The organism is Pseudocitrobacter sp. 2023LY-00077, from assembly GCF_055796175.1.
Map to the genome: position 1 here is coordinate 86,501 of NZ_JBSPEI010000015.1, position 22,425 is coordinate 108,925.

19 protein-coding genes are annotated in these 22,425 nt (G+C 56.0%); 12 read left to right on the top strand and 7 right to left on the bottom strand.

Annotated features, from left to right (window positions below; all coding sequences use genetic code 11):
* Positions 1-127: 127 nt before the first annotated feature.
* Positions 128-334 carry a DUF1107 domain-containing protein gene (locus ACWWFX_RS18760; protein WP_015966176.1) on the top strand — a complete coding sequence of 69 codons (207 nt, stop codon included), beginning with the start codon at positions 128-130 and terminating at the stop codon, positions 332-334.
* 66 nt (positions 335-400) lie between these two features.
* Here ACWWFX_RS18760 and paeA read toward each other — a convergent pair whose 3' ends face one another.
* From paeA to ACWWFX_RS18780, 4 genes are all read right to left on the bottom strand, one after another.
* The gene (gene paeA, locus ACWWFX_RS18765; protein WP_456146994.1) at positions 401-1,741 is read right to left on the bottom strand and encodes a polyamine export protein PaeA; all 1,341 of its coding nucleotides are present in this window, start codon (positions 1,739-1,741) and stop codon (positions 401-403) included.
* Positions 1,742-1,890: 149 nt separating this feature from the next.
* Complete coding sequence (locus ACWWFX_RS18770; protein ID WP_473224459.1) at positions 1,891-2,913, bottom strand: Gfo/Idh/MocA family protein; 1,023 nt, start codon at positions 2,911-2,913, stop codon at positions 1,891-1,893.
* Positions 2,914-2,923: 10 nt separating this feature from the next.
* A complete protein-coding gene (locus tag ACWWFX_RS18775) occupies positions 2,924-3,991 on the bottom strand; it encodes a Gfo/Idh/MocA family protein (protein WP_473224460.1) in 1,068 nt (355 codons plus the stop codon).
* A gap of 108 nt (positions 3,992-4,099) precedes the next feature.
* Positions 4,100-5,254: a Gfo/Idh/MocA family protein gene (locus ACWWFX_RS18780; RefSeq protein WP_473224461.1), complete on the bottom strand. Its 1,155-nt coding sequence runs from the start codon at positions 5,252-5,254 to the stop codon at positions 4,100-4,102.
* Between the two features lie 190 nt (positions 5,255-5,444).
* Between ACWWFX_RS18780 and ACWWFX_RS18785 the strand changes: the two genes are divergently transcribed.
* Complete coding sequence (locus ACWWFX_RS18785; RefSeq protein ID WP_456146997.1) at positions 5,445-6,494, top strand: LacI family DNA-binding transcriptional regulator; 1,050 nt, start codon at positions 5,445-5,447, stop codon at positions 6,492-6,494.
* 2 nt (positions 6,495-6,496) lie between these two features.
* Here the strand turns inward: ACWWFX_RS18785 and msrA are convergent, their stop codons facing one another.
* Entirely contained in the window at positions 6,497-7,138 is a 642-nt protein-coding gene (msrA, locus tag ACWWFX_RS18790; RefSeq protein ID WP_473224462.1) for a peptide-methionine (S)-S-oxide reductase MsrA, read from the bottom strand.
* Positions 7,139-7,405: 267 nt separating this feature from the next.
* Between msrA and tamA the strand changes: the two genes are divergently transcribed.
* The 5 genes from tamA (at position 7,406) to ACWWFX_RS18815 (ending at position 14,065) form a co-directional block, all read left to right on the top strand.
* The gene (tamA, locus tag ACWWFX_RS18795) at positions 7,406-9,139 is read left to right on the top strand and encodes an autotransporter assembly complex protein TamA (RefSeq protein WP_473224463.1); all 1,734 of its coding nucleotides are present in this window, start codon (positions 7,406-7,408) and stop codon (positions 9,137-9,139) included.
* The gene (tamB, locus tag ACWWFX_RS18800) at positions 9,136-12,915 is read left to right on the top strand and encodes an autotransporter assembly complex protein TamB (RefSeq protein WP_473224464.1); all 3,780 of its coding nucleotides are present in this window, start codon (positions 9,136-9,138) and stop codon (positions 12,913-12,915) included. The genes tamA and tamB overlap by 4 nt, the downstream gene beginning before the upstream one ends.
* Before the next feature lie 2 nt (positions 12,916-12,917).
* Positions 12,918-13,262: a gamma-glutamylcyclotransferase family protein gene (locus ACWWFX_RS18805; protein WP_015966166.1), complete on the top strand. Its 345-nt coding sequence runs from the start codon at positions 12,918-12,920 to the stop codon at positions 13,260-13,262.
* Between the two features lie 207 nt (positions 13,263-13,469).
* Entirely contained in the window at positions 13,470-13,721 is a 252-nt protein-coding gene (locus ACWWFX_RS18810; RefSeq protein WP_473224465.1) for an AbrB/MazE/SpoVT family DNA-binding domain-containing protein, read from the top strand.
* Complete coding sequence (locus tag ACWWFX_RS18815; RefSeq protein WP_276220603.1) at positions 13,715-14,065, top strand: type II toxin-antitoxin system ChpB family toxin; 351 nt, start codon at positions 13,715-13,717, stop codon at positions 14,063-14,065. Before ACWWFX_RS18810 ends, ACWWFX_RS18815 begins: the two co-directional genes overlap by 7 nt.
* 239 nt (positions 14,066-14,304) lie before the next feature.
* Here the strand turns inward: ACWWFX_RS18815 and ppa are convergent, their stop codons facing one another.
* Entirely contained in the window at positions 14,305-14,832 is a 528-nt protein-coding gene (ppa, locus tag ACWWFX_RS18820; protein ID WP_473224466.1) for an inorganic diphosphatase, read from the bottom strand.
* Between the two features lie 392 nt (positions 14,833-15,224).
* Here ppa and ytfQ point away from each other — a divergent pair, with 392 nt between their 5' ends.
* From ytfQ to yjfF, 4 genes are all read left to right on the top strand, one after another.
* On the top strand, positions 15,225-16,181 hold the full coding sequence (gene ytfQ, locus ACWWFX_RS18825; RefSeq protein ID WP_253898310.1) for a galactofuranose ABC transporter, galactofuranose-binding protein YtfQ: 957 nt from the start codon (positions 15,225-15,227) through the stop codon (positions 16,179-16,181).
* Between the two features lie 121 nt (positions 16,182-16,302).
* Positions 16,303-17,805, top strand: coding sequence for a galactofuranose ABC transporter, ATP-binding protein YtfR (ytfR, locus tag ACWWFX_RS18830; protein WP_473224467.1), 1,503 nt, complete (start codon positions 16,303-16,305; stop codon positions 17,803-17,805).
* Positions 17,806-17,815: 10 nt separating this feature from the next.
* Positions 17,816-18,841, top strand: a complete 1,026-nt coding sequence (ytfT, locus tag ACWWFX_RS18835; RefSeq protein ID WP_276220601.1) for a galactofuranose ABC transporter, ATP-binding protein YtfT — start codon at positions 17,816-17,818, stop codon at positions 18,839-18,841.
* Complete coding sequence (yjfF, locus tag ACWWFX_RS18840; RefSeq protein ID WP_473224468.1) at positions 18,828-19,820, top strand: galactofuranose ABC transporter, permease protein YjfF; 993 nt, start codon at positions 18,828-18,830, stop codon at positions 19,818-19,820. Before ytfT ends, yjfF begins: the two co-directional genes overlap by 14 nt.
* Positions 19,821-19,858: 38 nt before the next feature.
* On the opposite strand, the gene fbp is transcribed toward yjfF, so the two are convergent.
* The gene (gene fbp, locus ACWWFX_RS18845) at positions 19,859-20,857 is read right to left on the bottom strand and encodes a class 1 fructose-bisphosphatase (RefSeq protein ID WP_276220600.1); all 999 of its coding nucleotides are present in this window, start codon (positions 20,855-20,857) and stop codon (positions 19,859-19,861) included.
* Between the two features lie 175 nt (positions 20,858-21,032).
* On the opposite strand from fbp, the gene mpl reads away from it, so the two are divergent.
* On the top strand, positions 21,033-22,409 hold the full coding sequence (gene mpl, locus ACWWFX_RS18850; RefSeq protein WP_473224469.1) for a UDP-N-acetylmuramate:L-alanyl-gamma-D-glutamyl-meso-diaminopimelate ligase: 1,377 nt from the start codon (positions 21,033-21,035) through the stop codon (positions 22,407-22,409).
* Positions 22,410-22,425 lie beyond the last annotated feature (16 nt).

The following is a 22,425-nucleotide window of genomic DNA, read 5'->3' on the forward strand; positions in this document are numbered from 1 at the left end:
ATAAAGCTCCCTATACTAGGGTAGCTCTGTGGTTATGGACTATAGTTAACGGGTATTTAACATTGCGCCCCGGAGCGTTGAACCAAATTTGGAATCAACAAGGGCGTTATACTCGCAGGAGATAAGAATGAAAATTTTCCAACGCTACAACCCGCTTCAGGTGGCAAAGTACGTAAAAATCCTGTTCCGTGGACGGTTGTACATCAAGGACGTTGGTGCTTTTGAGTTTGATAAGGGGAAAATTTTGCTCCCCAAGATTAAGGACAAGCAGCACTATTCTGTGATGTCCGAGGTCAACCGCCACGTTATGCGTCTGCAAACCGAGATGGCATAACGGCAGCTAGCGGCAGAAAAGCAAACGGCTCCCAATGGGAGCCGTTGATGTTTTCAGGGAAGCGATTTATGCCGCTGTACCTTTCTCTTCGATTTCAGCCTGTTTTGGCACTAACATCGTAGGCTTGTTATCAATGCGCGTGACCAGCAGCTGGTCGATGCGGTAGTTATCAATATCCACCACCTCGAACTTGTAGCCGGAGAACTTCACCGCATCGGTGCGTTTCGGGATTTTACGCAGCATAAACATCATGAAGCCGCCGATGGTTTCATAGTTGCCAGACTGTGGGAAGTCGTCGATATCCAGCACACGCATCACGTCGTCAATCGGCGTGCCGCCGTCGATGAGCCATGAATTTTCATCGCGCGCCACGATCTGCTCTTCCAGGCCCTGGCCGACCAGGTCGCCCATCAGGGTGGTCATCACGTCGTTCAGGGTGATGATGCCCACCACCAGCGCGTATTCGTTCATGATAACCGCGAAGTCTTCACCCGCCGTTTTGAAGCTTTCCAGCGCTTCAGAAAGGGTCAGCGTGTCCGGCACAATCAGGGTATTGCGGATCTGCACCCCGCTGTTCAGCGCCATGCTTTGGTTTGCCAGCACGCGGTTCAGCAGATCTTTCGAATCGACATAACCAATGATGTGGTCGATATCTTCGTTACACACCAGGAACTTAGAGTGAGGATGCTCGGCCACTTTGTTTTTCAGGCTCTGCTCATCTTCATGCAGGTCAAACCAAATCACGTTTTCGCGCGACGTCATGGAAGACGGCACGGTACGTGATTCCAGCTCAAACACGTTCTCAATCAGTTCGTGTTCTTGTTTACGCAGCACACCCGCCAGCGCACCCGCTTCCACCACCGCATAAATGTCGTCAGACGTAATATCGTCTTTACGCACCATCGGCAGTTTGAAAATACGGAAGATGTTGTTGGCGAGGCCGTTGAAGAACCAGACCAGCGGACGGAAGACCAGAAGACAGAAGCGCATCGGGTTGATGATGCGCAAAGCCACGGCTTCCGGCGAAATCATACCGATGCGCTTCGGCGTCAGGTCGGCGAACAGAATAAACAGGCCGGTCACCAGCGAGAAGGAGAGAATAAAGCTCAGCTGCTCGGCGAGCTCAGGAGACATGTAATTCAAAAACAGGCTGTGGAACGCCGGTGAGAATGCCGCATCGCCCACGATACCGCCTAAAATGGCGACCGCGTTAAGGCCAATTTGCACCACGGTGAAGAACATACCGGGGTTTTCCTGCATTTTCAGGATGCGTTGCGCATTCACATTGCCTTCATCGGCCAGCAGCTTGAGTTTGATTTTACGGGAGGCAGCCAGCGAGATCTCGGATATCGAGAAAAAGGCGCTGACGGCAATCAGGCAAAGTATTACTAAAATACTGTTTAACATATCTTATCCGACCGTTAAGGCCAGATCCTCGGAAGGGAAGTTGAACGTCGTGTGGAATACACTAAAAACCGGTCCGAAGGCACTGGACCGGCGAATTCGCAGCTAGTATAGCGTAAAAGAGTGTAAATTCGCCAGTGGGCGCATTTTGCTTAGCGGGGAAGGTCAATCCAGCGACGCTGCGCCGAGGATTGATAAAGGGCGTTGACCATTCTCAGCGATACCGCCGCATCGTGAATATCGGCCCCGCCGTATTGCGTCGGGTCGAGGATTGCCGCATAGAAATCGTTTATTGCCTGGCGGTGGCTGTCGCCCCAGTAGCGTTTGACGTTGCCGTGCGGCAGCTCGTCATTAACGAGCGCCGTGCGTTGCTCATCGACCACCTGCCAGAGCGTGCTGCGTTCGAGCTGTAAGAATCCGCGCTCAAAGTGGATCTCCAGCGCCAGTGGGGAATCGGTGGTGTAGCAGTTGGTGGCGTAGAAAATGCCGCGCGCGCCGTTGTTGAACTCCATCGTTGCCATCGCCGAATCTTCGGTTTCGATAAGCGATTCGAGCAGGCTGGTTTCCACCACACCCTTAATGCGCCGCACGCCGCCGGCAAACCACTGCATCAAATCCAGCGTATGAATCGCCTGATTTATCAACAGGCTGCCGCCCTCCGTAGCCCAGCGACCACGCCACGGGCTTTCGTTATAGTACGTGCCGTGGCGATGCCAGGTCAGGCTGGCTTTGACGCTTAACATGTTGCCGAGCGTTCCATTCTGGATAATCTGGCGGATGCGCTGGCTGGTGGGGTTAAGGCGATTCTGGTAGCAGACCGCAAGCTGCGTATCGGCACGCTCGACCGCAGCCTGGATCTGCGCCAGTTCACTCCCATTCATGACGACAGGCTTTTCACTAAAGACGTGTTTGCCCGCCGCCAGTGCGGCGATAATCATCTCCCGGTGCAGATTATGGGGTGTACAGATGTGCACCACATCGACGTCTGCATCGGCCAGCAGGTCGCGGTAGTCGGCGTAAAAGCGGCAATTATACTTTTCTGCCAACGCCCGGCCCTTGTCAACATCCGTATCAACAAGTGCGTACAACCGGGCTTGCGGGTGCTGGAGTATCGGGTCTGCATGGCAACCATGAATGGAGCCTGCGCCGATAATCGCTGCATGAATGGGTCCCATAGTGCCTCCGTTAGGCCTGAGCGTTGGCCAGCATTTGCGCCTTCACGCACAGCTCGGCGGCTTTAAACGTGTGTTCCTGGGTCATGGCATTTTCGGTGCGGTTCAGGCAATCGAGAATCAACTGGCCGAAGTAGGGGAAGCCTACTTTACCCGCCACCGGATAGCGGAACTCGCCCTCTTTGTTGACCAGATAAACCACATCCTGCTCCTGACGGGTGATATCGACATACTTGCGAATTTCGATATAGCCCTCGGTGCCCAGCAGCGTCAGACGGCCGTCGCCCCAGCTTGAAAGGCCGTCCGGTGTGAACCAGTCGCAGCGGAAATAGCCGGTTGCGCCGTTGTCGCCCGCCAGCATCGCGTCGCCGAAATCTTCAAACAGCGGATACTGCGGATGATTAACGTTGCGCACCTGGCTTGCCACCACGCGCGCGTTGCGGTTGCCGGTATAAAAGAGGAATTGCTCAATCTGATGGCTGCCGATATCGCACAGAATGCCGCCGAACAGGGCTTTATCGTAGAACCATTCCGGGCGTCCTTCGCCTTCACGGTGCGGGCCAACGCCGAGGGTTTGCATTACGCGGCCAATCGCCCCTTGTTCCACCAGTTGCCCGGCGAAGACGGCGCTTTCAACGTGCAGGCGTTCGCTGTAATACACCGCGTATTTACGCCCGGTTTCCAGCACTTTGCGTTTTGCCTGTTCCAGTTGCGCAAGGGTGGTCAGGGGCGCTTTATCGGTGAAATAATCTTTGCCTGCATCCATCACTTTCAGGCCCAGCGGGCAGCGCTCAGAAGGCACGGCGGCACCAGCAACCAGCTGCACGCTGGCATCGGTCAGAATGGTTTCCAGAGAATCAGCCACCTTCACCTGCGGATACTGCTCGACGAATTTTGCCACCTTCGCCGGGTCGGGATCGAACACCCACTTCAGCGTTGCACCCGCTTCAATCAAGCCGTTACACATGCCGTAGATATGGCCGTGATCCAGCGCGGCGGCGGCAATGATAAATTCACCCGGCGCAACCACCGGCTGCGGTTTGCCCACCGGGGCGTAGTTCATTCCGTCTTTGATGCTCATTGTTGCTCCTGTTGGTGCCTGCCTTTATGTCGGGTGGCGCTGCGCTTACCCGACCTACAATCTGTATTTCGTAGGCCCGGTAAGCGAAGCGCCACCGGGCAATTCCGCTTACCAGGTTCCGGACGCGTCCAGGGTTTTACTCTCGACGTTTTTATCCACTGACGTTGCAATGCGCTCATCCAGCAGCTGTTTGAACAGTGCTTCATCCAGCGGCAGATCGACCCAGTTGTCCGTCCAGGTGGAAAGGTGCATTGCGTTAGAGAGCGTCAGGCCGCGAATGCCTTCCTGACCGGGTGCCAGCAGCGGCGTACCGTGCAGCACGGCGGCAGCGAAGTTGGTTGTGATCACGTGATGATCGCTGCACTCCGGTGCCACCGGAATAGTCACTTCCCAGCACTCCGGTTCGCCAAAGCCGTTTTGCCAGCGGGCGTTGAATTCGGTTTCCGATTCGCGCAGTCGCCAGAAACGCAGCTTGCCCTCTTCAACCACCACTTTGCCGCGATCGCCGGCGATTTCCAGGCGGTTCGTACCGGGGGCTTCTGCGGTGGTGGTGATAAACACGCCCGTCGCACCGTTGGCGTACTCCGCGTAAGCGGTGACTTCGTTTTCGACTTCAATCTGGCGATGTTTGCCGAACTGGCAGAACGCGCGCACGCGAACGGGCATACCGACCAGCCATTGCCAAAGGTCAAGCTGGTGCGGGTCCTGGTTGAGCAGCACGCCGCCGCCTTCGCCTTTCCAGGTGGCGCGCCAGCCGCCGGAGTTGTAGTAGCTTTGTGAGCGATACCAGTTGGTGATTATCCAGTTAGAACGGCGAATTTCGCCCAGTTCGCCGCTGTCGATTAGGTCTTTCACTTTCTGATACAGCGGGTTAGGGCGCTGGTTGAACATCATGCCGAACACCACATTGCAGCCGCGCGCGAATTCGTTCATCTCGCGTACCTGCGCGGTGTACACGCCAGCCGGTTTTTCGCACAGCGTATGAATGCCCAGGTGCATCGCCATCATCGACAAACGCGGATGCTCGTAGTGCGGTGTAGAGACAATCACCGCGTCAATCAGCCCGCTTTGCAGCATCTCCTGCGCATCGCTAAACAGCGCGACTTCTTCGCCCACTAAAGCGCGAATGGTCGCGTGTTTTTCAGGATTGTTGTCGCACACTGCCGTCAGGCAGGCCTCTTTGACCGTTCCCGCCAGCAGATAGCGGGCGTGAACCGTACCGATATTCCCCACACCAATAATGCCAAACCGTACCTTCTTCATGCTGTACCTTGCGTCGTAAAAAGGGTTGATGTCTGCAACATAGAAAAGGTGAAACGGGGCGACAAACGGATTTTGTGAGAATGCTCGCAGGGAAAGCAGGAATATGGGCGAAAGGGTAAAAAAAGGTTTTAAAATCAGCTTACTGGTTCTGCAAATATTTGCAGAATTTGATTGCGAGCGAGATCACATCATGTCCGGTAAGCTGAAAATGAAGCAGATCGCCACCCAAACGGGCTACTCCATCAGCACCGTTTCACGCGTGCTGAGCGGGAAATCGTACACCAGTGAAAAAGCGCGGGCGGCGATAGTGAAATGCGCGCGCCGTTTAGGTGTGCTGGAAGAGATGGCGAGCGGGCGTTTGCTGATTAATGGCATCGCCGTGTTTGCGCCGGCGCGTACGTTTACCGCCAACGGCGACACCTTTTATCAGGAAGTGACCAAAGGCATTGCTGACGCGGTGGCCCCGCACGATGTGTATCTCTCCTGGTGCGGGCTGGAGGAGCGGCAGGCGGACATTCGTCTTTTTCTCGATAAGACCGGCAGTAAGCACATCAACGCGATCATTATTATCGGCACCGACGACCCAACTATCTTTAAGCTCGCAGCCAGTCTGAATAAACCCTGCGTGCTGATTAACTCTCATGACAAAGAGATGGCGCTCGATGCGGTATCGCCGGATCACCACGCCATTGGTTACAGTGCGCTGCGTCATCTGTTTGAGAACGGGCATCGGCGCGTGTTATCGCTCACCTGCCTGCGGCGCGAAACGCTCTATACGCGTCTGGAAGGGATAAAACAGGCTTATCGCGACTACCACGTTCCGTTTGATCCCGAGCAGTCTTTGATTGTGACGGAAGGATTTTCTGCTCACGAAGCGGAACAGGCGCTGGACGCCTGGCTGAGTAGTCACCCACGCGGCCTCTGGCCAGAGGCGATTTTCCCCGGAAGTTCAGGGATGACGGTGGGCGTGCAGCGCGTGCTGACGCGTCATGGTCTGCGCGTGCCGCAGGATATCTCGCTGTTGACCACTGATTTTAGCTGGCACCTGAGAAATGCCTCAGTGACGGGCGTTGAAGTGCCGTGTCGGGAACTCGGGATTGAGGCCGTTCACCTGTTGCAAACGCGGCTGAATCGCCCGCAGGCCCCCATTTTCAACCTGCTGTTGCAGGGTAAAATGCGCGAAGCGGGCAGCGTGGTCAGCGCCACGCGGCATACGGCCCGCGCGGCGATTTCTCCGTAGCGTTATGCCAGCTGAGGCGGCAGGCAGACGCCAATTCCACCGATACCGCAGTAGCCATACGGGTTTTTGTGCAGATACTGCTGGTGGTCATCTTCCGCGTAGTAGAACGGTTTGGCGGTGGCGATTTCCGTGGTAATGCGACGATCGTCGCCCGCACTTTTCATTGCGGCCTGGAAGCGTTCGGCGCTGGCGTGCGCTTCGCGCTCCTGCTCCGGCGTCAGCACATAAATCGCTGAGCGATATTGTGTACCGTGGTCATTGCCCTGCTGCATGCCTTGCGCCGGGTCGTGATTTTCCCAGAATACCTGCAACAGTTGTGCATAGCTGATAACGGACGGGTCATAGACCACGCGTACCGCCTCGGTGTGTCCGGTCTGCCCGGAGCAGACTTCGCGGTAGGTCGGATTCGGCGTGTAACCGCCGCTGTAGCCAGCCGCCGTGCTGTATACGCCAGGAAGCTGCCAGAACAGGCGCTCAACGCCCCAAAAGCATCCCATCGCGAAAATAGCCACTTCCATTCCATCCGGAATATTCGTCATTGAGTGACCGTTAACGGCGTGTAACGTATCTACAGGCATCGGTGTATTGCGTCCGGGGAGCGCATCCGATTGAGACACAAGGTGATTTTTCTCAAATAAGCTCATAGGACGGTCTCCAGATTACGGGATGAGCAGTTAAGGTTGTAACCAGGCGTGAGTTTTAACACAATAAACACGCCGAATACGTCTAGATTTAAACATAAGAATAATTTGGGGTGTTGTCTCTTTTTCAACCCGAGAACGTTTAGGGTTATTAAAAACAGAGCGCCATACGTATGAGCAGGGAATCGGTTGATACGTATCCGACGCCGTTATTGCCGTGGAAAGGCTTTCGTTTCCATTGGGGTGGAAACAGGATATTCAGGAGAAAATGTGCGACAAATCCGCCAGTTATGTGTGGTCGGTTTACTGCTGACCAGCGGTGTTGCCAGTGCAGCGAATATACGTTTGCAGGTTGAAGGACTTTCAGGGCAACTGGAAAAAAACGTTCGAGCGCAGCTCTCGACAATTCAGGGTGATGAGGTCACGCCAGATCGCCGTTTTCGCGTACGCGTCGATGACGCCATCCGTGAAGGCTTAAAAGCGCTTGGTTATTACGAACCGACGATTGATTTTGAACTGAAACCACCGCCGGCAAAAGGGCGTCAGGTGCTACTGGCGAAAGTCACGCCGGGTGAACCGGTGCGCATTGGCGGCACCGACGTGATTCTGCGCGGTGGCGCGCGCACCGATAAAGATTATCTCGCGCTGCTGAAAACGCGTCCGGCGATTGGCTCGGTGCTCGATCACAGCGATTACGACGATTTCAAAAAAGGCTTAACCAGCGTTGCGCTGCGTCGCGGCTATTTTGATAGCGAATTCAAAAAGAGCCAGCTTGGTATCGCGCTCGATCGCCATCAGGCGTTCTGGGATATCGATTATGACAGCGGCGAGCGCTATCGTTTCGGCGCGGTCACTTTTGAAGGCTCGCAGATTCGTGAAGAGTATTTGCAGCATCTCGTGCCGTTTAAGCAGGGCGATTATTACCAGTCCAGCGATCTGGCAGAGCTGAACCGCCGCCTGTCGGCGACCGGCTGGTTTAAATCGGTGATTGTCGCGCCGGAATTCGAAAAATCACGCAAAACGAAAGTCTTACCGCTGCATGGCGTGGTTTCGCCGCGCAGTGAAAACACCATCGAAACCGGTGTCGGCTACTCGACGGACGTCGGGCCGCGCGTGAAGGCCACGTGGAAAAAACCGTGGATCAACTCCTATGGGCATAGCCTGACGACCAGCGCCAGCGTCTCCGCACCTGAGCAGATCCTCGATTTCAGCTACAAGATGCCGCTCTTAAAGAACCCGCTTGAACAGTATTATCTGGTGCAAGGGGGCTTTAAGCGCACCGACCTGAACGATACGGAAGCCGACTCCACCACGCTTGCGCTGTCGCGCTACTGGGACCTCTCCAGCGGCTGGCAGCGGGCGATTAACCTGCGCTGGAGCTTCGACCACTTTACCCAGGGTAACGTCACCAACACCACCATGCTGTTTTATCCGGGCGTGATGATCAGCCGTACCCGCTCGCGCGGCGGCCTGATGCCGACCTGGGGCGATTCCCAACGGTACTCCATCGACTACTCCAACACCGCCTGGGGCTCAGACGTTGACTTCAGCGTCTGGCAGGCGCAAAACGTCTGGATTCGGACCTTATACGACAAACACCGCTTTGTAATGCGCGGCAACCTCGGCTGGATTGAAACCGGCGATTTCGACCGGGTTCCGCCGGATCTGCGTTTCTTCGCCGGGGGCGACCGCAGTATTCGTGGCTACAAATACAAATCGATCTCGCCGGAATACGATGACGGCAAGCTGAAAGGGGCTTCTAAACTGGCGACGGGCTCGGTTGAGTACCAGTACAACGTCACCGGTAAATGGTGGGGCGCGGTCTTTATGGACGGCGGCGAAGCGGTGAGCGATATCCGCCGCAGCGACTGGAAAACCGGCGCGGGCGTCGGCGTTCGCTGGCAGTCTCCTGTGGGCCCGGTCAAGCTCGACGTTGCCGCACCGCTGGGCGACAAAGACGAGCATGGATTACAGTTCTACATCGGTCTGGGGCCTGAATTATGAGTTTATGGAAGAAGATAAGCCTCGGCGTACTGATTTTTATCGTGCTGCTTATCGGCGCGGTGGCGTTCCTGATTGGCACCACCAAAGGTTTGCATCTGCTGTTTAATGCTGCGAACCGCTGGGTACCGGGGCTGGAGATCGGCCAGGTGACCGGCGGCTGGCGCAATCTGACACTGAAAAACGTGCGCTACACCCAGCCAGGTGTGGCGGTGAACGCGGGTGAGTTTCATCTGGCGGTGAAAACCGAATGCCTGTGGAGCAGCAGCCTGTGCGTGGACGACATCGGCCTGCGTGACGTCAACGTCGCCATCGACAGCAGCAAAATGCCGCCGTCCGCACCGGCGGCGGAAGAGGAAGAGAGCGGCCCGCTGAATCTCTCCACGCCATATCCCATTACCCTTAGCCGCGTGTCGCTCAACAATGTGAATATCAAAATCGACGACACCACCTTGTCGGTGATGGATTTCATGACCGGGCTGAACTGGCAGGAGAAAAACCTGACGCTGACGCCAACCACGCTGCAAGGGCTGCTGATCGCCCTGCCGAAAGTGGCGGACGTGGCGCAGAAAGAGGTGGTTGAGCCGAAGATTGACAACCCGCAGCCGCAGGAAAAACCGCTCGGCGAGACGATGAAAGATCTCTTCTCGAAACCGGTGCTGCCGGAGATGACCGATGTGCATCTGCCGCTCAATCTGAATATTGAATCTTTCAGCGGCGAGCAACTGCGCATCACCGGCGATACGGACCTGACGGTGTACAAGATGCTGCTGAAGGTGAGCAGCATCGACGGCAATATGAAGCTGGACACGCTGGATATCGATTCCAGCCAGGGCACGGTAAATGCCACCGGCACTGCGCAACTGACCAACGACTGGCCGGTGGATATCACCCTCAACAGCACGCTGAACATTGACCCGCTGAAGGGCGAGAAAATCAAGCTCAAGCTGGGCGGTGATGTGCGTAAGCAACTGGAACTGGGTGTGAATCTCTCCGGCCCGGTGGATATGTCACTGCGCGCGCAAACGCAACTGGCCGAAGCCGGGTTGCCGCTGAATCTGGAAGTGACCAGCAAGCAGCTGTACTGGCCATTTACCGGTGAGAAGCAGTTCCAGGCCGACGATCTGAAACTGAAACTCAGCGGCAAAATGACCGACTACACGCTGTCGTTCGCGACGGCGGTGAAAGGTCAGGGCGTGCCGCCTGCCAACATTAAGCTGGATGCGAAAGGCAACGAACTTCAGGTCAATCTCGACAAACTCACCGTCGCGGCGCTGGAAGGCACCACCGAGCTGAAAGCCCTGCTCGACTGGCAGCAGGCGATCAGCTGGCGCGGCGAGCTGGCGCTGCACGGCATCAACACGGCAAAAGAGGTGCCGGACTGGCCGTCGAAACTGGATGGCCTGATCAAAACCCAGGGTAGCCTGTACGGCGGCACCTGGCAGATGGATGTGCCGTCGCTGAAAATTACCGGCAACGTGAAGCAGAACAAAGTGAATGTTGACGGCTCCCTGAAGGGCAACAGCTACATGCAGTGGACCATTCCAGGTCTGCATCTGGAGCTGGGGCGCAACAGTGCGGACGTGAAAGGTGAGTTGGGCGTTAAAGATCTCAATCTCGACGCCACCATCGATGCGCCTAATCTGGATAATGCCTTGCCGGGTCTGGGCGGCACGGCGAAAGGTCTGGTGAAAGTGCGCGGCACGGTGGAAGCGCCGCAGTTGCTGGCGGATATCACCGCGCGCGGCCTGCGCTGGCAGGAGCTGACCGTCGGTCAGGTACGCGTGGAAGGCGATGTGAAATCCACCGACCAGATCGCGGGCAATCTTGATGTGCGCGTCGAGCGTATTGCGCAGCCTGGCGTGGATATCAGCCTCGTGGATCTCAGTGCCAAAGGTAGCGAGAAACAGCACACGTTGAATCTGCGCATTAACGGTGAACCGGTCTCCGGGCAACTGGCGCTGGCGGGTAGTTTTGATCGCAAAGAAGAGCGCTGGAAAGGTTCGCTGAGCGATACCCGTTTCCAGACGCCGGTCGGCCCGTGGTCGCTGTCTCGGGCGATCGCGCTCGATTACCGTAACAAAGAGCAGAAAATCAGCGTGGGCCCGCACTGCTGGACTAACCCGAATGCCGAGCTTTGCGTGCCGCAGACCATCGACGCCGGGGCGACGGGGCGTGCGCAGGTGAACCTTAACCGTTTCGACCTGGCGATGCTCAAACCGTTTATGCCGGAAGAGACGCAGGCCAGCGGCGTGTTCAGCGGTAACGCCGATGTGAGCTGGGACACGACCAAAGAAGTCCTGCCGCAGGGGAAAGTGACGCTCAACGGGCGTAACGTGAAGGTCACTCAGATTGTCAACGACGCGCCGCTACCGGTGGCGTTCGACACGCTCAATCTCAATGCGGACCTGCACAACAACCGCGCCGAGCTGGGCTGGATGATTCGCCTGACCAATAACGGGCAACTTGATGGACAGATTCAGGTTACCGATCCGCAGGGGCGGCGTAACCTGGGCGGCAACGTCAACATCCGCAACTTCTCGCTGGCGATGATTAACCCTATCTTCGCAAAAGGCGAGAAAGCGGCGGGAACACTGAACGCCAACCTGCGTCTCGGGGGCGACGTTCAGGGGCCACAGCTGTTTGGCCAAATGCAGTTGAACGGTGTCGATCTCGACGCCAACTTCATGCCGTTTGACATGCAGCCGAGCCAGATAGCGATGAACTTCAACGGCACGCGTTCCACTCTGCAAGGGGAAGTGGTCACGCAGCAGGGGAGTATTAGCCTGAGCGGCAACGCCGACTGGACGCAGATCGACAACTGGCGCGCCAGCGTGGCGGCGAAAGGCAGCCGGGTACGTATTACCGTGCCGCCGATGGTGCGCCTCGACGTTTCGCCGGATGTGGTATTTAACGCCACGCCGAGCCTGTTTACGCTCGACGGCAGCGTTGATGTGCCGTGGGCGCGCATTGTGGTACACGACGTACCGGAAAGCGCAGTGGGCGTCTCCAGCGATGAAGTGATGCTCAACGATCAGCTACAGCCGGAAAACCCGAAAAGCGCGTCGATTCCGATCAACAGTAACCTGACCATTCACGTCGGCAACAACGTGCGTCTGGATGCGTTTGGGCTGAAAGCACGACTCACCGGTGATTTGAAAGTGGCGCAGGATAAACAGGGGCTCGGCCTGAACGGGCAGATCAACATTCCGGAAGGGCGCTTCCACGCCTACGGCCAGGATTTGATTGTGCGTAAAGGTGAGCTGCTCTTCTCCGGCCCGCCGGATCAGCCGCTGCTGAACATCGAAGCGATCCGTAACCCGGACGCCACCGAAGATGATGTGACTGCCGGTATTCGCGTCACCGGCCCGGCAGACCAACCGAAAGCCGAAGTCTTCTCCGACCCGGCGATGTCGCAACAGATGGCGCTCTCTTACCTGGTTCGTGGACAGGGGCTGGACAGCGATCAGAGCGACAGTGCCGCGATGACATCCATGCTTATTGGCCTGGGGGTTGCACAAAGTGGTCAGGTTGTGGGTAAAATCGGCGAGACATTTGGCGTAAGCAATCTGGCGCTGGACACGCAAGGGGTGGGCGACTCATCCCAGGTGGTGGTCAGCGGCTACGTACTGCCAGGTCTACAGGTGAAATATGGTGTAGGGATCTTTGACTCCTTAGCGACTCTCACGTTACGCTATCGCCTGATGCCTAAGCTATATCTGGAAGCGGTGTCTGGTATCGACCAGGCGCTTGATTTGCTCTATCAGTTTGAGTTTTAGCAATGCGAATATTTGTATACGGCAGTTTGCGGCGTAAACAAGGCAACAGCCACTGGATGACCAACGCCCAGTTGCTGGGCCAGCACAGCGTGGCCGATTATCAACTGTACAGCCTGGGCCACTATCCAGGCGCAGTGCCGGGAAAGGGCACAGTACACGGTGAGGTTTACCGGGTTGATGCGGCGACGATGGCTGAACTTGACGAGCTACGCACCAAAGCGGGTGAATACGCTCGTCACCTTATCCAAACGCCATACGGTAGTGCCTGGATGTACGTCTATCAGCGCCCGGTCGATGGGCTGCCGCTGATAGAAAGCGGAGACTGGTTAGATAAAGACCAGTATTAATCCTCATAACGCCACCTTCGGGTGGCGTTGTTTTTTGTGCGCCATACCGCGCTTATTCTGCAATCTGTTCCCGTTGTCTCTTCACGCTACGTTCTTCTTTCCAGATTAAAGAAAACCTTAAAAAGGACGCTGGCGCGTTTTACCCCAAAAAGGCAAACTCGACGGTGAACTGCTGAGTTATACTTTGTATAACTTCAGGAGGGCGCTATGCACGTTACCATCAAAAAATGGGGAAACAGTATGGGGATGGTCATTCCAGGTACCGTCGTCAAAGAGTTGAATCTGTCCGCCGGGCAGAACATGGAGGTAAAGGTGAAAGAACACCAGATAATCCTGACGCCGCTGAAACGGCACTATTCGCTGGATGCGCTGTTGGCCCAGTGCGACATCAACGCGCCGGCGTTAAGCGAAGAAGAGCTTTGGGGGCAAAGCGGTCCGCAGGGTGACGAAGCATGGTAAAAAGCACAATGTTTGCGCGCGGCGATATTGTGCTGGTGGGGTTTGACCCCACGAGCGGCCACGAACAAAAGGGCGAAGGGCGTCCTGCATTAGTGCTCTCTGTTAGCGCCTTTAATCGCTTAGGAATGGTGCTTGTCGCGCCTGTTACACGCGGTGGAAACCATGCGCGCTATGCCGGTTTCGCTGTTCCACTGAGCTGCAAAACCGGCGACGTCAGCGGCGTTGTGCTGGTTAATCAGTTTCGCATGATGGATCTTAACGCGCGTGGGGCAAAGAAACTGGGCGAAGCAAGTGCGGAAGTGGTGGAAGATGTTCTACTTCGGGCGCAGGCAATTCTGGATTAGGCGGAGTACGCGGTGATGCCTTCGGGCATAAAAAAATACCGCCGAAGCGGTGTGAGAGTGATGACGAATGCAACATTGCCTGATGCGCTACGCTTATCAGGCCTACAAGGTTTCTGCAATAAATTGAATTTGCACTATTTTGTAGGCCGGATAAGGCGTTTACGCCGCATCCGGCAACCCTGGCTTCAGGCATAAAAAAACACCGCCGAAGCGGTGTCTTTTTCACGCAAAAAGAAAGCTTATTTCTTCGCACGCTCGAAGGAAGCAATGATTTCCGCTTTAGCCGCTTCAGCATTGTCCCAACCGTCAACTTTAACCCATTTGCCTTTTTCGAGGTCTTTGTAGTGCTCGAAGAAGTGGGTGATCTGCGCTTTCAGCAGTTCCGGCAGGTCGTTCACATCTTTGATGTGATCGTATTCTTTGCTCAGTTTGGTGTGCGGTACCGCAACCAGTTTGGCATCTTCGCCAGACTCGTCGGTCATTTTCAGCACGCCAACCGGACGGCAGCGAATCACAGAACCCGGCTCCAGCGGGTACGGCGTTGGGACCAGTACGTCAACCGGGTCACCGTCCAGAGACAGGGTGTGGTTGATGTAGCCGTAGTTGCACGGATAGAACATCGCAGTGGACATGAAGCGGTCAACGAACAGTGCGCCGCTCTCTTTGTCGACTTCGTATTTGATAGGATCCGCATTCGCCGGGATCTCGATAACGACGTAGATATCTTCCGGCAGATTTTTACCCGCTGGGACGTTGAGTAAGCTCATGTCTGTTTCCTTTAAAATGTATGGCAAACAAGTGGCGGGTATTATAGCCAACTCATCGCGAAAGTCTTGAGCTGTTTTACCTCTTCTCTAACCGACGGTGCCTTTTTCAGCGCCTTCCGATGACTCTAAAATCCATAAAGTTAGCCGCATCCTGAATAAATTTGTGAAACCGTTTACATTGGTGCTTTTACGCACCTCGGATCGTACGAAAATTCTGCAATATCAATCATCGCCCGATCCCTTGTTCCTCCTCAGCTCCTGTCAACACTGACAATTAACATTGCATTCACTTTCCTGAATTGTGATGTAACGCATTCTGTTACATTTGCCATTGTCTATAGTTTGTCCGCAGGCGTGTTTTTCACCAACAATAACCCTATGAGGATAACTTTATGTGGAAGCGCTTACTTCTTGTCACAGCAGTTTCCGCAGCCATGTCGTCTATGGTCATGGCTGCCCCTTTAACAGTGGGATTTTCGCAGGTAGGTTCTGAATCCGGCTGGCGCGCAGCGGAAACCAACGTTGCGAAGAGTGAAGCGCAGAAGCGCGGTATCACCCTGAAAATCGCCGATGGTCAGCAGAAACAAGAGAACCAAATCAAAGCGGTACGCTCGTTCATCGCCCAGGGCGTGGACGCCATCTTCATTGCGCCAGTGGTGGCGACAGGTTGGGAGCCAGTGCTGAAAGAGGCCAAAGAGTCGCAGATTCCGGTGTTCCTGCTCGACCGTTCGATTGATGTGAAAGACAAATCGCTCTACATGACCACCGTCACGGCAAATAACGTGCTCGAAGGGCAGTTGATTGGCGAATGGCTTGCTAAAACCGTCGATGGCAAACCGTGTAACGTGGTTGAACTGCAAGGCACCGTGGGTGCGAGCGTGGCGATTGACCGCAAGAAAGGGTTTGCCGAAGCGATTGCTAAAGCGCCAAACATCAAAATTATCCGTTCTCAATCCGGCGACTTTACCCGCAGTAAGGGGAAAGAAGTGATGGAAAGCTTCATCAAGGCTGAGAACAATGGCAAGAACATCTGCATGGTTTACGCCCATAACGACGATATGGTGATCGGCGCGATTCAGGCGATTAAAGAAGCCGGACTCAAGCCGGGTAAAGATATCCTCACCGGCTCTATCGACGGCGTGCCAGATATCTATAAAGCGATGATTGCCGGTGAAGCAAACGCCAGCGTGGAGCTGACGCCAAACATGGCTGGACCGGCGTTTGATGCGCTGGAGAAATTCAAAAAAGATGGCACCCTGCCGGAAAAAGTGACCGTCACTAAATCGACGCTTTACCTGCCGGATACGGCAAAAGAAGAGTTAGAGAAGAAGAAAAATATGGGGTATTGAGTTTGGCCCCTCACCCCGGCCCTCTCCCGCAGGGAGAGGGAGAAAACCGGAGCAGGACCCAACCATTATGCACATTCTATCCCCTCTCCCTGCGGGAGAGGGTTAGGGTGAGGGGGAAACCATGAGTACCAACCAACACCAGGAAATCCTCCGCACTGAAGGATTAAGCAAATTCTTCCCCGGCGTTAAAGCGCTGGATAACGTCGATTTCAGCCTGCGGCGCGGTGAGATCATGGCGCTGCTCGGCGAAAATGGCGCAGGGAAATCGACGCTTATCAAAGCCTTAACCGGCGTTTATCATGCCGATCGCGGCACAATCTGGCTGGATGGCAACACCATCTCGCCTAAAAATACTGCTCACGCCCAACAGCTGGGTATCGGCACCGTGTATCAGGAAGTGAACCTGCTGCCTAATATGTCGGTAGCGGATAACCTTTTCATTGGTCGCGAACCGAAACGCTTCGGTTTTCTGCGCCGTAAAGAGATGGAAAAGCGCGCCACCGCGCTGATGGAATCCTACGGCTTTTCGCTGGATGTCCGCGAGCCGCTCAACCGGTTTTCCGTGGCGATGCAGCAAATCGTCGCGATTTGTCGTGCTATCGATCTCTCCGCCAAAGTGCTGATCCTCGACGAACCCACCGCCAGCCTCGATACCAAAGAAGTGGAGATGCTGTTCACGCTGATGCGCCAGCTGCGCGATCAGGGCGTCAGTCTGATCTTCGTTACCCACTTCCTCGATCAGGTCTACGCGGTGAGCGATCGCATTACCGTGCTGCGCAACGGCGCGTTCGTCGGCTGCCGGGTAACGCGCGAGCTTCCGCAGATTGAACTGGTGAAAATGATGCTTGGCCGCGAACTGGACACCCACGCCTTACAACGCGCAGGCCGCACATTGTTAAGCGACAAACCGATCGCCGCGTTTGAAGGTTTCGGCAAAAAGGGCACTATCGAACCGTTCGATCTCCAGGTGCGCCCTGGTGAGATCGTGGGACTCGCCGGGTTGCTTGGTTCCGGGCGAACCGAAACGGCGGAAGTGATCTTCGGTATCAAACCCGCCGACAGCGGCAGTGCGACGATCAAAGGCAAAAGCCAAACCCTGCGATCGCCGCATCAGGCGTCCTGCCTGGGGATCGGCTTCTGCCCGGAGGATCGCAAAACCGACGGGATCATTGCCGCCGCGTCGGTGCGGGAAAACATCATTCTGGCGCTTCAGGCCCAGCGTGGCTGGCTAAGGCCCATTGCGCGCAAAGAACAAAACGAGATTGCCGAGCGTTTTATTCGTCAGCTCGGCATTCGCACGCCGAGTGCTGAACAGCCGATCGAATTTCTCTCTGGCGGCAATCAGCAAAAAGTCCTGCTCTCACGCTGGCTGCTGACGCGCCCACAGTTCCTGATCCTCGACGAACCCACGCGCGGGATCGACGTCGGCGCACATGCGGAGATCATCCGTCTGATCGAAACCCTGTGCGCTGATGGGCTGGCGCTGCTGGTGATTTCATCTGAACTGGAAGAACTGGTGGGCTATGCCGACCGGATAATCATCATGCGCGATCGCCGACAGGTGGCGGAGATCCCGCTCGATAAGCTCTCCGTTCCGGCCATTATGAATGCTATTGCGGCATAAGGAGTAAACCGTGATGCCACAATCCTTACCCCAGCCAGGCCAGCCCAAACGCCGCTTCAAATGGCCGACGGGCATGCCGCAAATTATCGCGCTTCTTCTGGTGCTGCTGGTCGATAGCCTTGTTTCACCGCACTTTTTACAAGTGGTGTTGCAGGATGGTCGTCTGTTCGGCAGCCCGATTGATATTCTTAACCGCGCCGCACCCGTCGCGCTGCTGGCGGTGGGTATGACGCTGGTGATCGCCACCGGTGGGATTGATCTCTCCGTTGGCGCGGTAATGGCGATTGCCGGGGCGACGGCGGCCTCGATGACCGTCGCCGGGCATAGCCTGCCTGTAGTCCTGCTGGCGGCGCTCGGCTCTGGCGTACTGGCGGGTTTATGGAACGGTATTCTGGTGGCGATCCTGAAAATTCAGCCCTTTGTGGCGACGTTGATTCTGATGGTCGCCGGGCGTGGGGTCGCGCAACTGATCACCACCGGACAAATCGTCACCTTTGATTCGCCGCATCTGGCATGGCTGGGCAGCGGCTCGCTGCTGCTGTTCCCGACGCCGGTGATCATCGCGCTGGTGACGCTGCTGATTTTCTGGCTGTTTACCCGCAAAACGGCGCTGGGGATGTTTATCGAAGCGGTAGGTATCAACATTCGTGCGGCAAAAAATGCCGGGGTAAACACCCGTATTGTGGTGATGCTGACCTACGTCCTGAGTGGCGTGTGCGCAGCCATCGCCGGAGTGATTGTGGCGGCGGACATTCGCGGTGCGGATGCCAATAACGCCGGGCTCTGGCTGGAGCTGGACGCCATTCTGGCGGTGGTAATTGGCGGTGGGTCGCTGATGGGCGGGCGCTTTAACCTGCTGCTGTCGGTGGTGGGGGCGCTGATTATTCAGGGGATGAATACCGGGATTTTGCTCTCGGGTTTTCCGCCGGAGCTCAATCAGGTAGTGAAAGCGGTGGTGGTGCTGTGCGTGCTGATTGTTCAGTCGCCGCGCTTTATTAGCATACTGAAGGGGATGCGCGGCCATGATAAAACGTAACTTACCACTGATGATCACGCTCGGCGTTTTCATCCTCGGTTATCTCTACTGCCTGACCCAGTTTCCCGGCTTCGCCTCAACGCGGGTGATTTGCAATATTCTCACTGACAACGCCTTTCTGGGGATCATCGCGGTCGGCATGACGTTTGTGATCCTCTCCGGCGGGATCGATCTCTCGGTCGGGTCGGTGATCGCCTTTACCGGCGTGTTCCTCGCCAAAGCGATTGGGTTCTGGGGGATCTCACCGCTGCTGGCTTTCCCGCTGGTGCTGGTGATGGGCTGTGCGTTCGGCGCATTTATGGGGCTGCTGATTGATGCGCTGAAAATCCCGGCGTTCATCATTACGCTTGCGGGGATGTTCTTCCTGCGCGGCGTCAGCTATCTGGTCTCTGAAGAGTCGATTCCGATTAACCATCCTGTTTACGACACGCTCTCCAGCCTTGCGTGGATGATCCCCGGCGGCGGGCGCTTAAGCGCGATGGGGCTGCTGATGCTGATGGTCGTTGTCATCGGGATTTTCCTCGCCCATCGCACCCGTTTTGGTAATCAGGTTTATGCCATCGGCGGCAGCGCGACGTCGGCGAACCTGATGGGCATTTCCACTCGCAGCACGACGATTCGCATCTATATGCTTTCAACCGGGCTGGCGACGCTGGCGGGCATTGTCTTCTCGATTTACACCCAGGCGGGCTATGCGCTGGCGGGCGTGGGTGTGGAGCTTGACGCGATTGCGTCGGTTGTCATCGGTGGCACGCTGTTAAGCGGCGGGGTTGGAACCGTGCTGGGCACACTGTTTGGCGTGGGGATTCAGGGCTTGATTCAGACCTACATCAACTTCGACGGCACGCTCAGTTCATGGTGGACGAAAATCGCCATCGGCATTCTGTTGTTTGTCTTCATCGCCCTGCAACGTGCGCTGACCGTGTTGTGGGAAAATCGGCAGAATGCGCCAGTGACAAGGGTCGCGACGAAGCAATAAAAAAGGGAGCGAGGCTCCCTTTTCATTTTTTGGCGGATTTACGCGTCCGGGAACTCACGGATAAAACGTTCAACATCGTCAACCATATGGTCGTTACCGACGAAGAACGAACGACGCTGGTGCAGGGTTTCCGGGATGATATCCAGAATACGATTCTCGCCATCGCTGGCTTTACCGCCCGCTTGTTCCGCGAGGAACGCCATCGGGTTGCATTCGTACAGCAGGCGCAGTTTCCCTTCCGGGTGGCTGGCGGTGCTTGGGTAGAGGTAGATGCCGCCTTTCAGCAGGTTACGGTGGAAGTCCGCCACCAGAGAACCGATATAGCGCGAGGTGTACGGGCGCTGCGTGGACTTGTCTTCTTCCTGGCAGAACTTAATGTATTTCTTCACGCCAGCCGGGAAACGAATGTAGTTACCTTCGTTAATGGAGTAGGTGTTACCTCTTTGCGGGAAGCGCATGCGCTCCTGGCTCAGGCAGAACACGCCCAGCGACGGGTCGTAGGTGAAGGCGTGGACGCCGCAACCGGTGGTGTAAACCAGCATGGTTGAGGAGCCATAAACCACGTAACCGGCAGCGACCTGCTTGTTACCCGGTTGCAGGAAATCTTCTTCGGTGACCGGCGTACCGACAGGCGTCACGCGGCGATAGATAGAGAAAATCGTCCCGACAGAGACGTTCACATCGATGTTGGAGGAGCCGTCCAGTGGATCCATCAACACCACATATTTCGCGTGTTCACACCCTTCAAAGACCACAATCTCGTCTTCTTCTTCGGATGCGATGCCAGCGACGATATCGCGGGCGCGCAGTGCGGCTTTCAGTTTCTCGTTGGCGAACAGATCGAGTTTTTGCTGCACCTCGCCCTGAACATTTTCAGCACCGCTGGCACCCAGGATATCAACCAGACCTGCTTTGTTGATATCGCGGTGGATGATTTTGGCACCTAACTTTATTGCCGACAGCAGAGCGGTAAGCTCACCGGTCGCATGAGAAAACTCATGCTGTTTCTCGACAATAAATTCACCTAACGTTTTCATAACACTTTCCCTGCAGTTAATGTGGAGTAAAGCGACTGCAACAATCTTAACAAAGAATAAAAAGAATGCGCACAGGTGAATCGCGCCAGCAAAGTACGGAATATCCTGAAATGCATTTCTCTGCTGGCGAACATGTGGGTAAAATGTGCGGCAGATAAAAGAAGGATAGTGACGTATGCGCATTCATATTTTGGGAATTTGTGGCACTTTCATGGGCGGACTGGCAATGCTGGCCCGCTCCCTCGGCCATGAAGTAACGGGCTCGGATGCGAATGTGTATCCGCCAATGAGCACGCTGCTTGAGAACCAGGGCATTGATTTAATTCAGGGTTACGACGCCAGCCAGCTCGACCCGCAGCCGGATCTGGTGATCATCGGTAACGCCATGACGCGCGGGAATCCGTGTGTTGAAGCGGTGCTGGAAAAGAACATTCCGTACATGTCCGGTCCACAGTGGCTGCATGATTTCGTCCTGCGCGACCGCTGGGTGCTGGCCGTTGCCGGTACGCACGGTAAAACCACCACTGCCGGTATGGCGACCTGGATCCTCGAAGCGTGCGGCTACAAGCCGGGCTTTGTGATCGGCGGCGTGCCGGGGAACTTTGAGGTTTCTGCGCGTCTGGGCGACAGCCCGTTCTTCGTCATTGAAGCGGATGAATACGACTGCGCCTTCTTTGATAAGCGTTCTAAATTCGTACATTACTGCCCGCGTACGCTGATCCTCAACAACCTTGAGTTCGATCACGCGGACATCTTTGACGACCTGAAAGCGATTCAGAAACAGTTCCATCATCTGGTACGCATCGTACCTGGGCAGGGGCGCATTATTTGGCCGGAAAACGACATCAACCTGAAGCAGACGATGGCGATGGGTTGCTGGAGCGAGCAGGAGCTGGTGGGCGAGCAGGGCCACTGGCAGGCGAAAAAACTGAACGCCGATGCCTCCGAGTGGGAAGTGCTGCTCGATGGCGACGTCGTCGGTCAGGTGAAATGGGGCCTGGTGGGCGAGCACAACATGCACAATGGCCTTATGGCGATTGCTGCCGCGCGTCACGTCGGCGTTACGCCTGCGGATGCGGCGAACGCGCTGGGGACGTTCATCAACGCCCGTCGTCGTCTCGAACTGCGCGGCGAAGCCAACGGCGTGAGCGTCTACGATGACTTTGCGCACCACCCGACGGCCATCCTCGCCACGCTTCAGGCGCTGCGCGGCAAAGTGGGCGGCACGGCACGCATTCTGGCGGTGCTGGAACCGCGCTCCAACACCATGAAAATGGGCATCTGCAAAGACGATCTCGCCCCGTCACTGGGACGTGCGGATGAAGTCTTCCTGCTTCAGCCGCAGCACATTCCGTGGCAGGTGGCTGAAGTGGCGGAAGCCTGCGTGCAGCCTGCGCACTGGAGCGCCGATGTCGATACGCTGGTGGACATGGTGCTGAAAACCGCGCATCCGGGCGATCACATTCTGGTGATGAGCAACGGCGGTTTCGGCGGTATCCATCAGAAACTGCTGGACGGCCTGGCGAAAAAAGCGGAACAGCAACAACAGTAACCTCACTCAGGTCAGG

Bases quoted from the DNA above. Each gene is read 5' to 3' on its own strand.
- ACWWFX_RS18805 (WP_015966166.1), top strand. From the start codon at position 12,918: ATGCGAATATTTGTATACGGCAGTTTGCGGCGTAAACAAGGCAACAGC.
- ACWWFX_RS18780 (WP_473224461.1), bottom strand. From the start codon at position 5,254: ATGAAGAAGGTACGGTTTGGCATTATTGGTGTGGGGAATATCGGTACG.
- paeA (WP_456146994.1), bottom strand. From the start codon at position 1,741: ATGTTAAACAGTATTTTAGTAATACTTTGCCTGATTGCCGTCAGCGCC.
- ACWWFX_RS18810 (WP_473224465.1), top strand. From the start codon at position 13,470: ATGCACGTTACCATCAAAAAATGGGGAAACAGTATGGGGATGGTCATT.
- tamB (WP_473224464.1), top strand. From the start codon at position 9,136: ATGAGTTTATGGAAGAAGATAAGCCTCGGCGTACTGATTTTTATCGTG.
- msrA (WP_473224462.1), bottom strand. From the start codon at position 7,138: ATGAGCTTATTTGAGAAAAATCACCTTGTGTCTCAATCGGATGCGCTC.
- ACWWFX_RS18785 (WP_456146997.1), top strand. From the start codon at position 5,445: ATGTCCGGTAAGCTGAAAATGAAGCAGATCGCCACCCAAACGGGCTAC.
- fbp (WP_276220600.1), bottom strand. From the start codon at position 20,857: ATGAAAACGTTAGGTGAATTTATTGTCGAGAAACAGCATGAGTTTTCT.
- ytfQ (WP_253898310.1), top strand. From the start codon at position 15,225: ATGTGGAAGCGCTTACTTCTTGTCACAGCAGTTTCCGCAGCCATGTCG.
- ppa (WP_473224466.1), bottom strand. From the start codon at position 14,832: ATGAGCTTACTCAACGTCCCAGCGGGTAAAAATCTGCCGGAAGATATC.
- yjfF (WP_473224468.1), top strand. From the start codon at position 18,828: ATGATAAAACGTAACTTACCACTGATGATCACGCTCGGCGTTTTCATC.
- mpl (WP_473224469.1), top strand. From the start codon at position 21,033: ATGCGCATTCATATTTTGGGAATTTGTGGCACTTTCATGGGCGGACTG.
- ACWWFX_RS18815 (WP_276220603.1), top strand. From the start codon at position 13,715: ATGGTAAAAAGCACAATGTTTGCGCGCGGCGATATTGTGCTGGTGGGG.
- ACWWFX_RS18760 (WP_015966176.1), top strand. From the start codon at position 128: ATGAAAATTTTCCAACGCTACAACCCGCTTCAGGTGGCAAAGTACGTA.
- ytfR (WP_473224467.1), top strand. From the start codon at position 16,303: ATGAGTACCAACCAACACCAGGAAATCCTCCGCACTGAAGGATTAAGC.
- ACWWFX_RS18770 (WP_473224459.1), bottom strand. From the start codon at position 2,913: ATGGGACCCATTCATGCAGCGATTATCGGCGCAGGCTCCATTCATGGT.
- ACWWFX_RS18775 (WP_473224460.1), bottom strand. From the start codon at position 3,991: ATGAGCATCAAAGACGGAATGAACTACGCCCCGGTGGGCAAACCGCAG.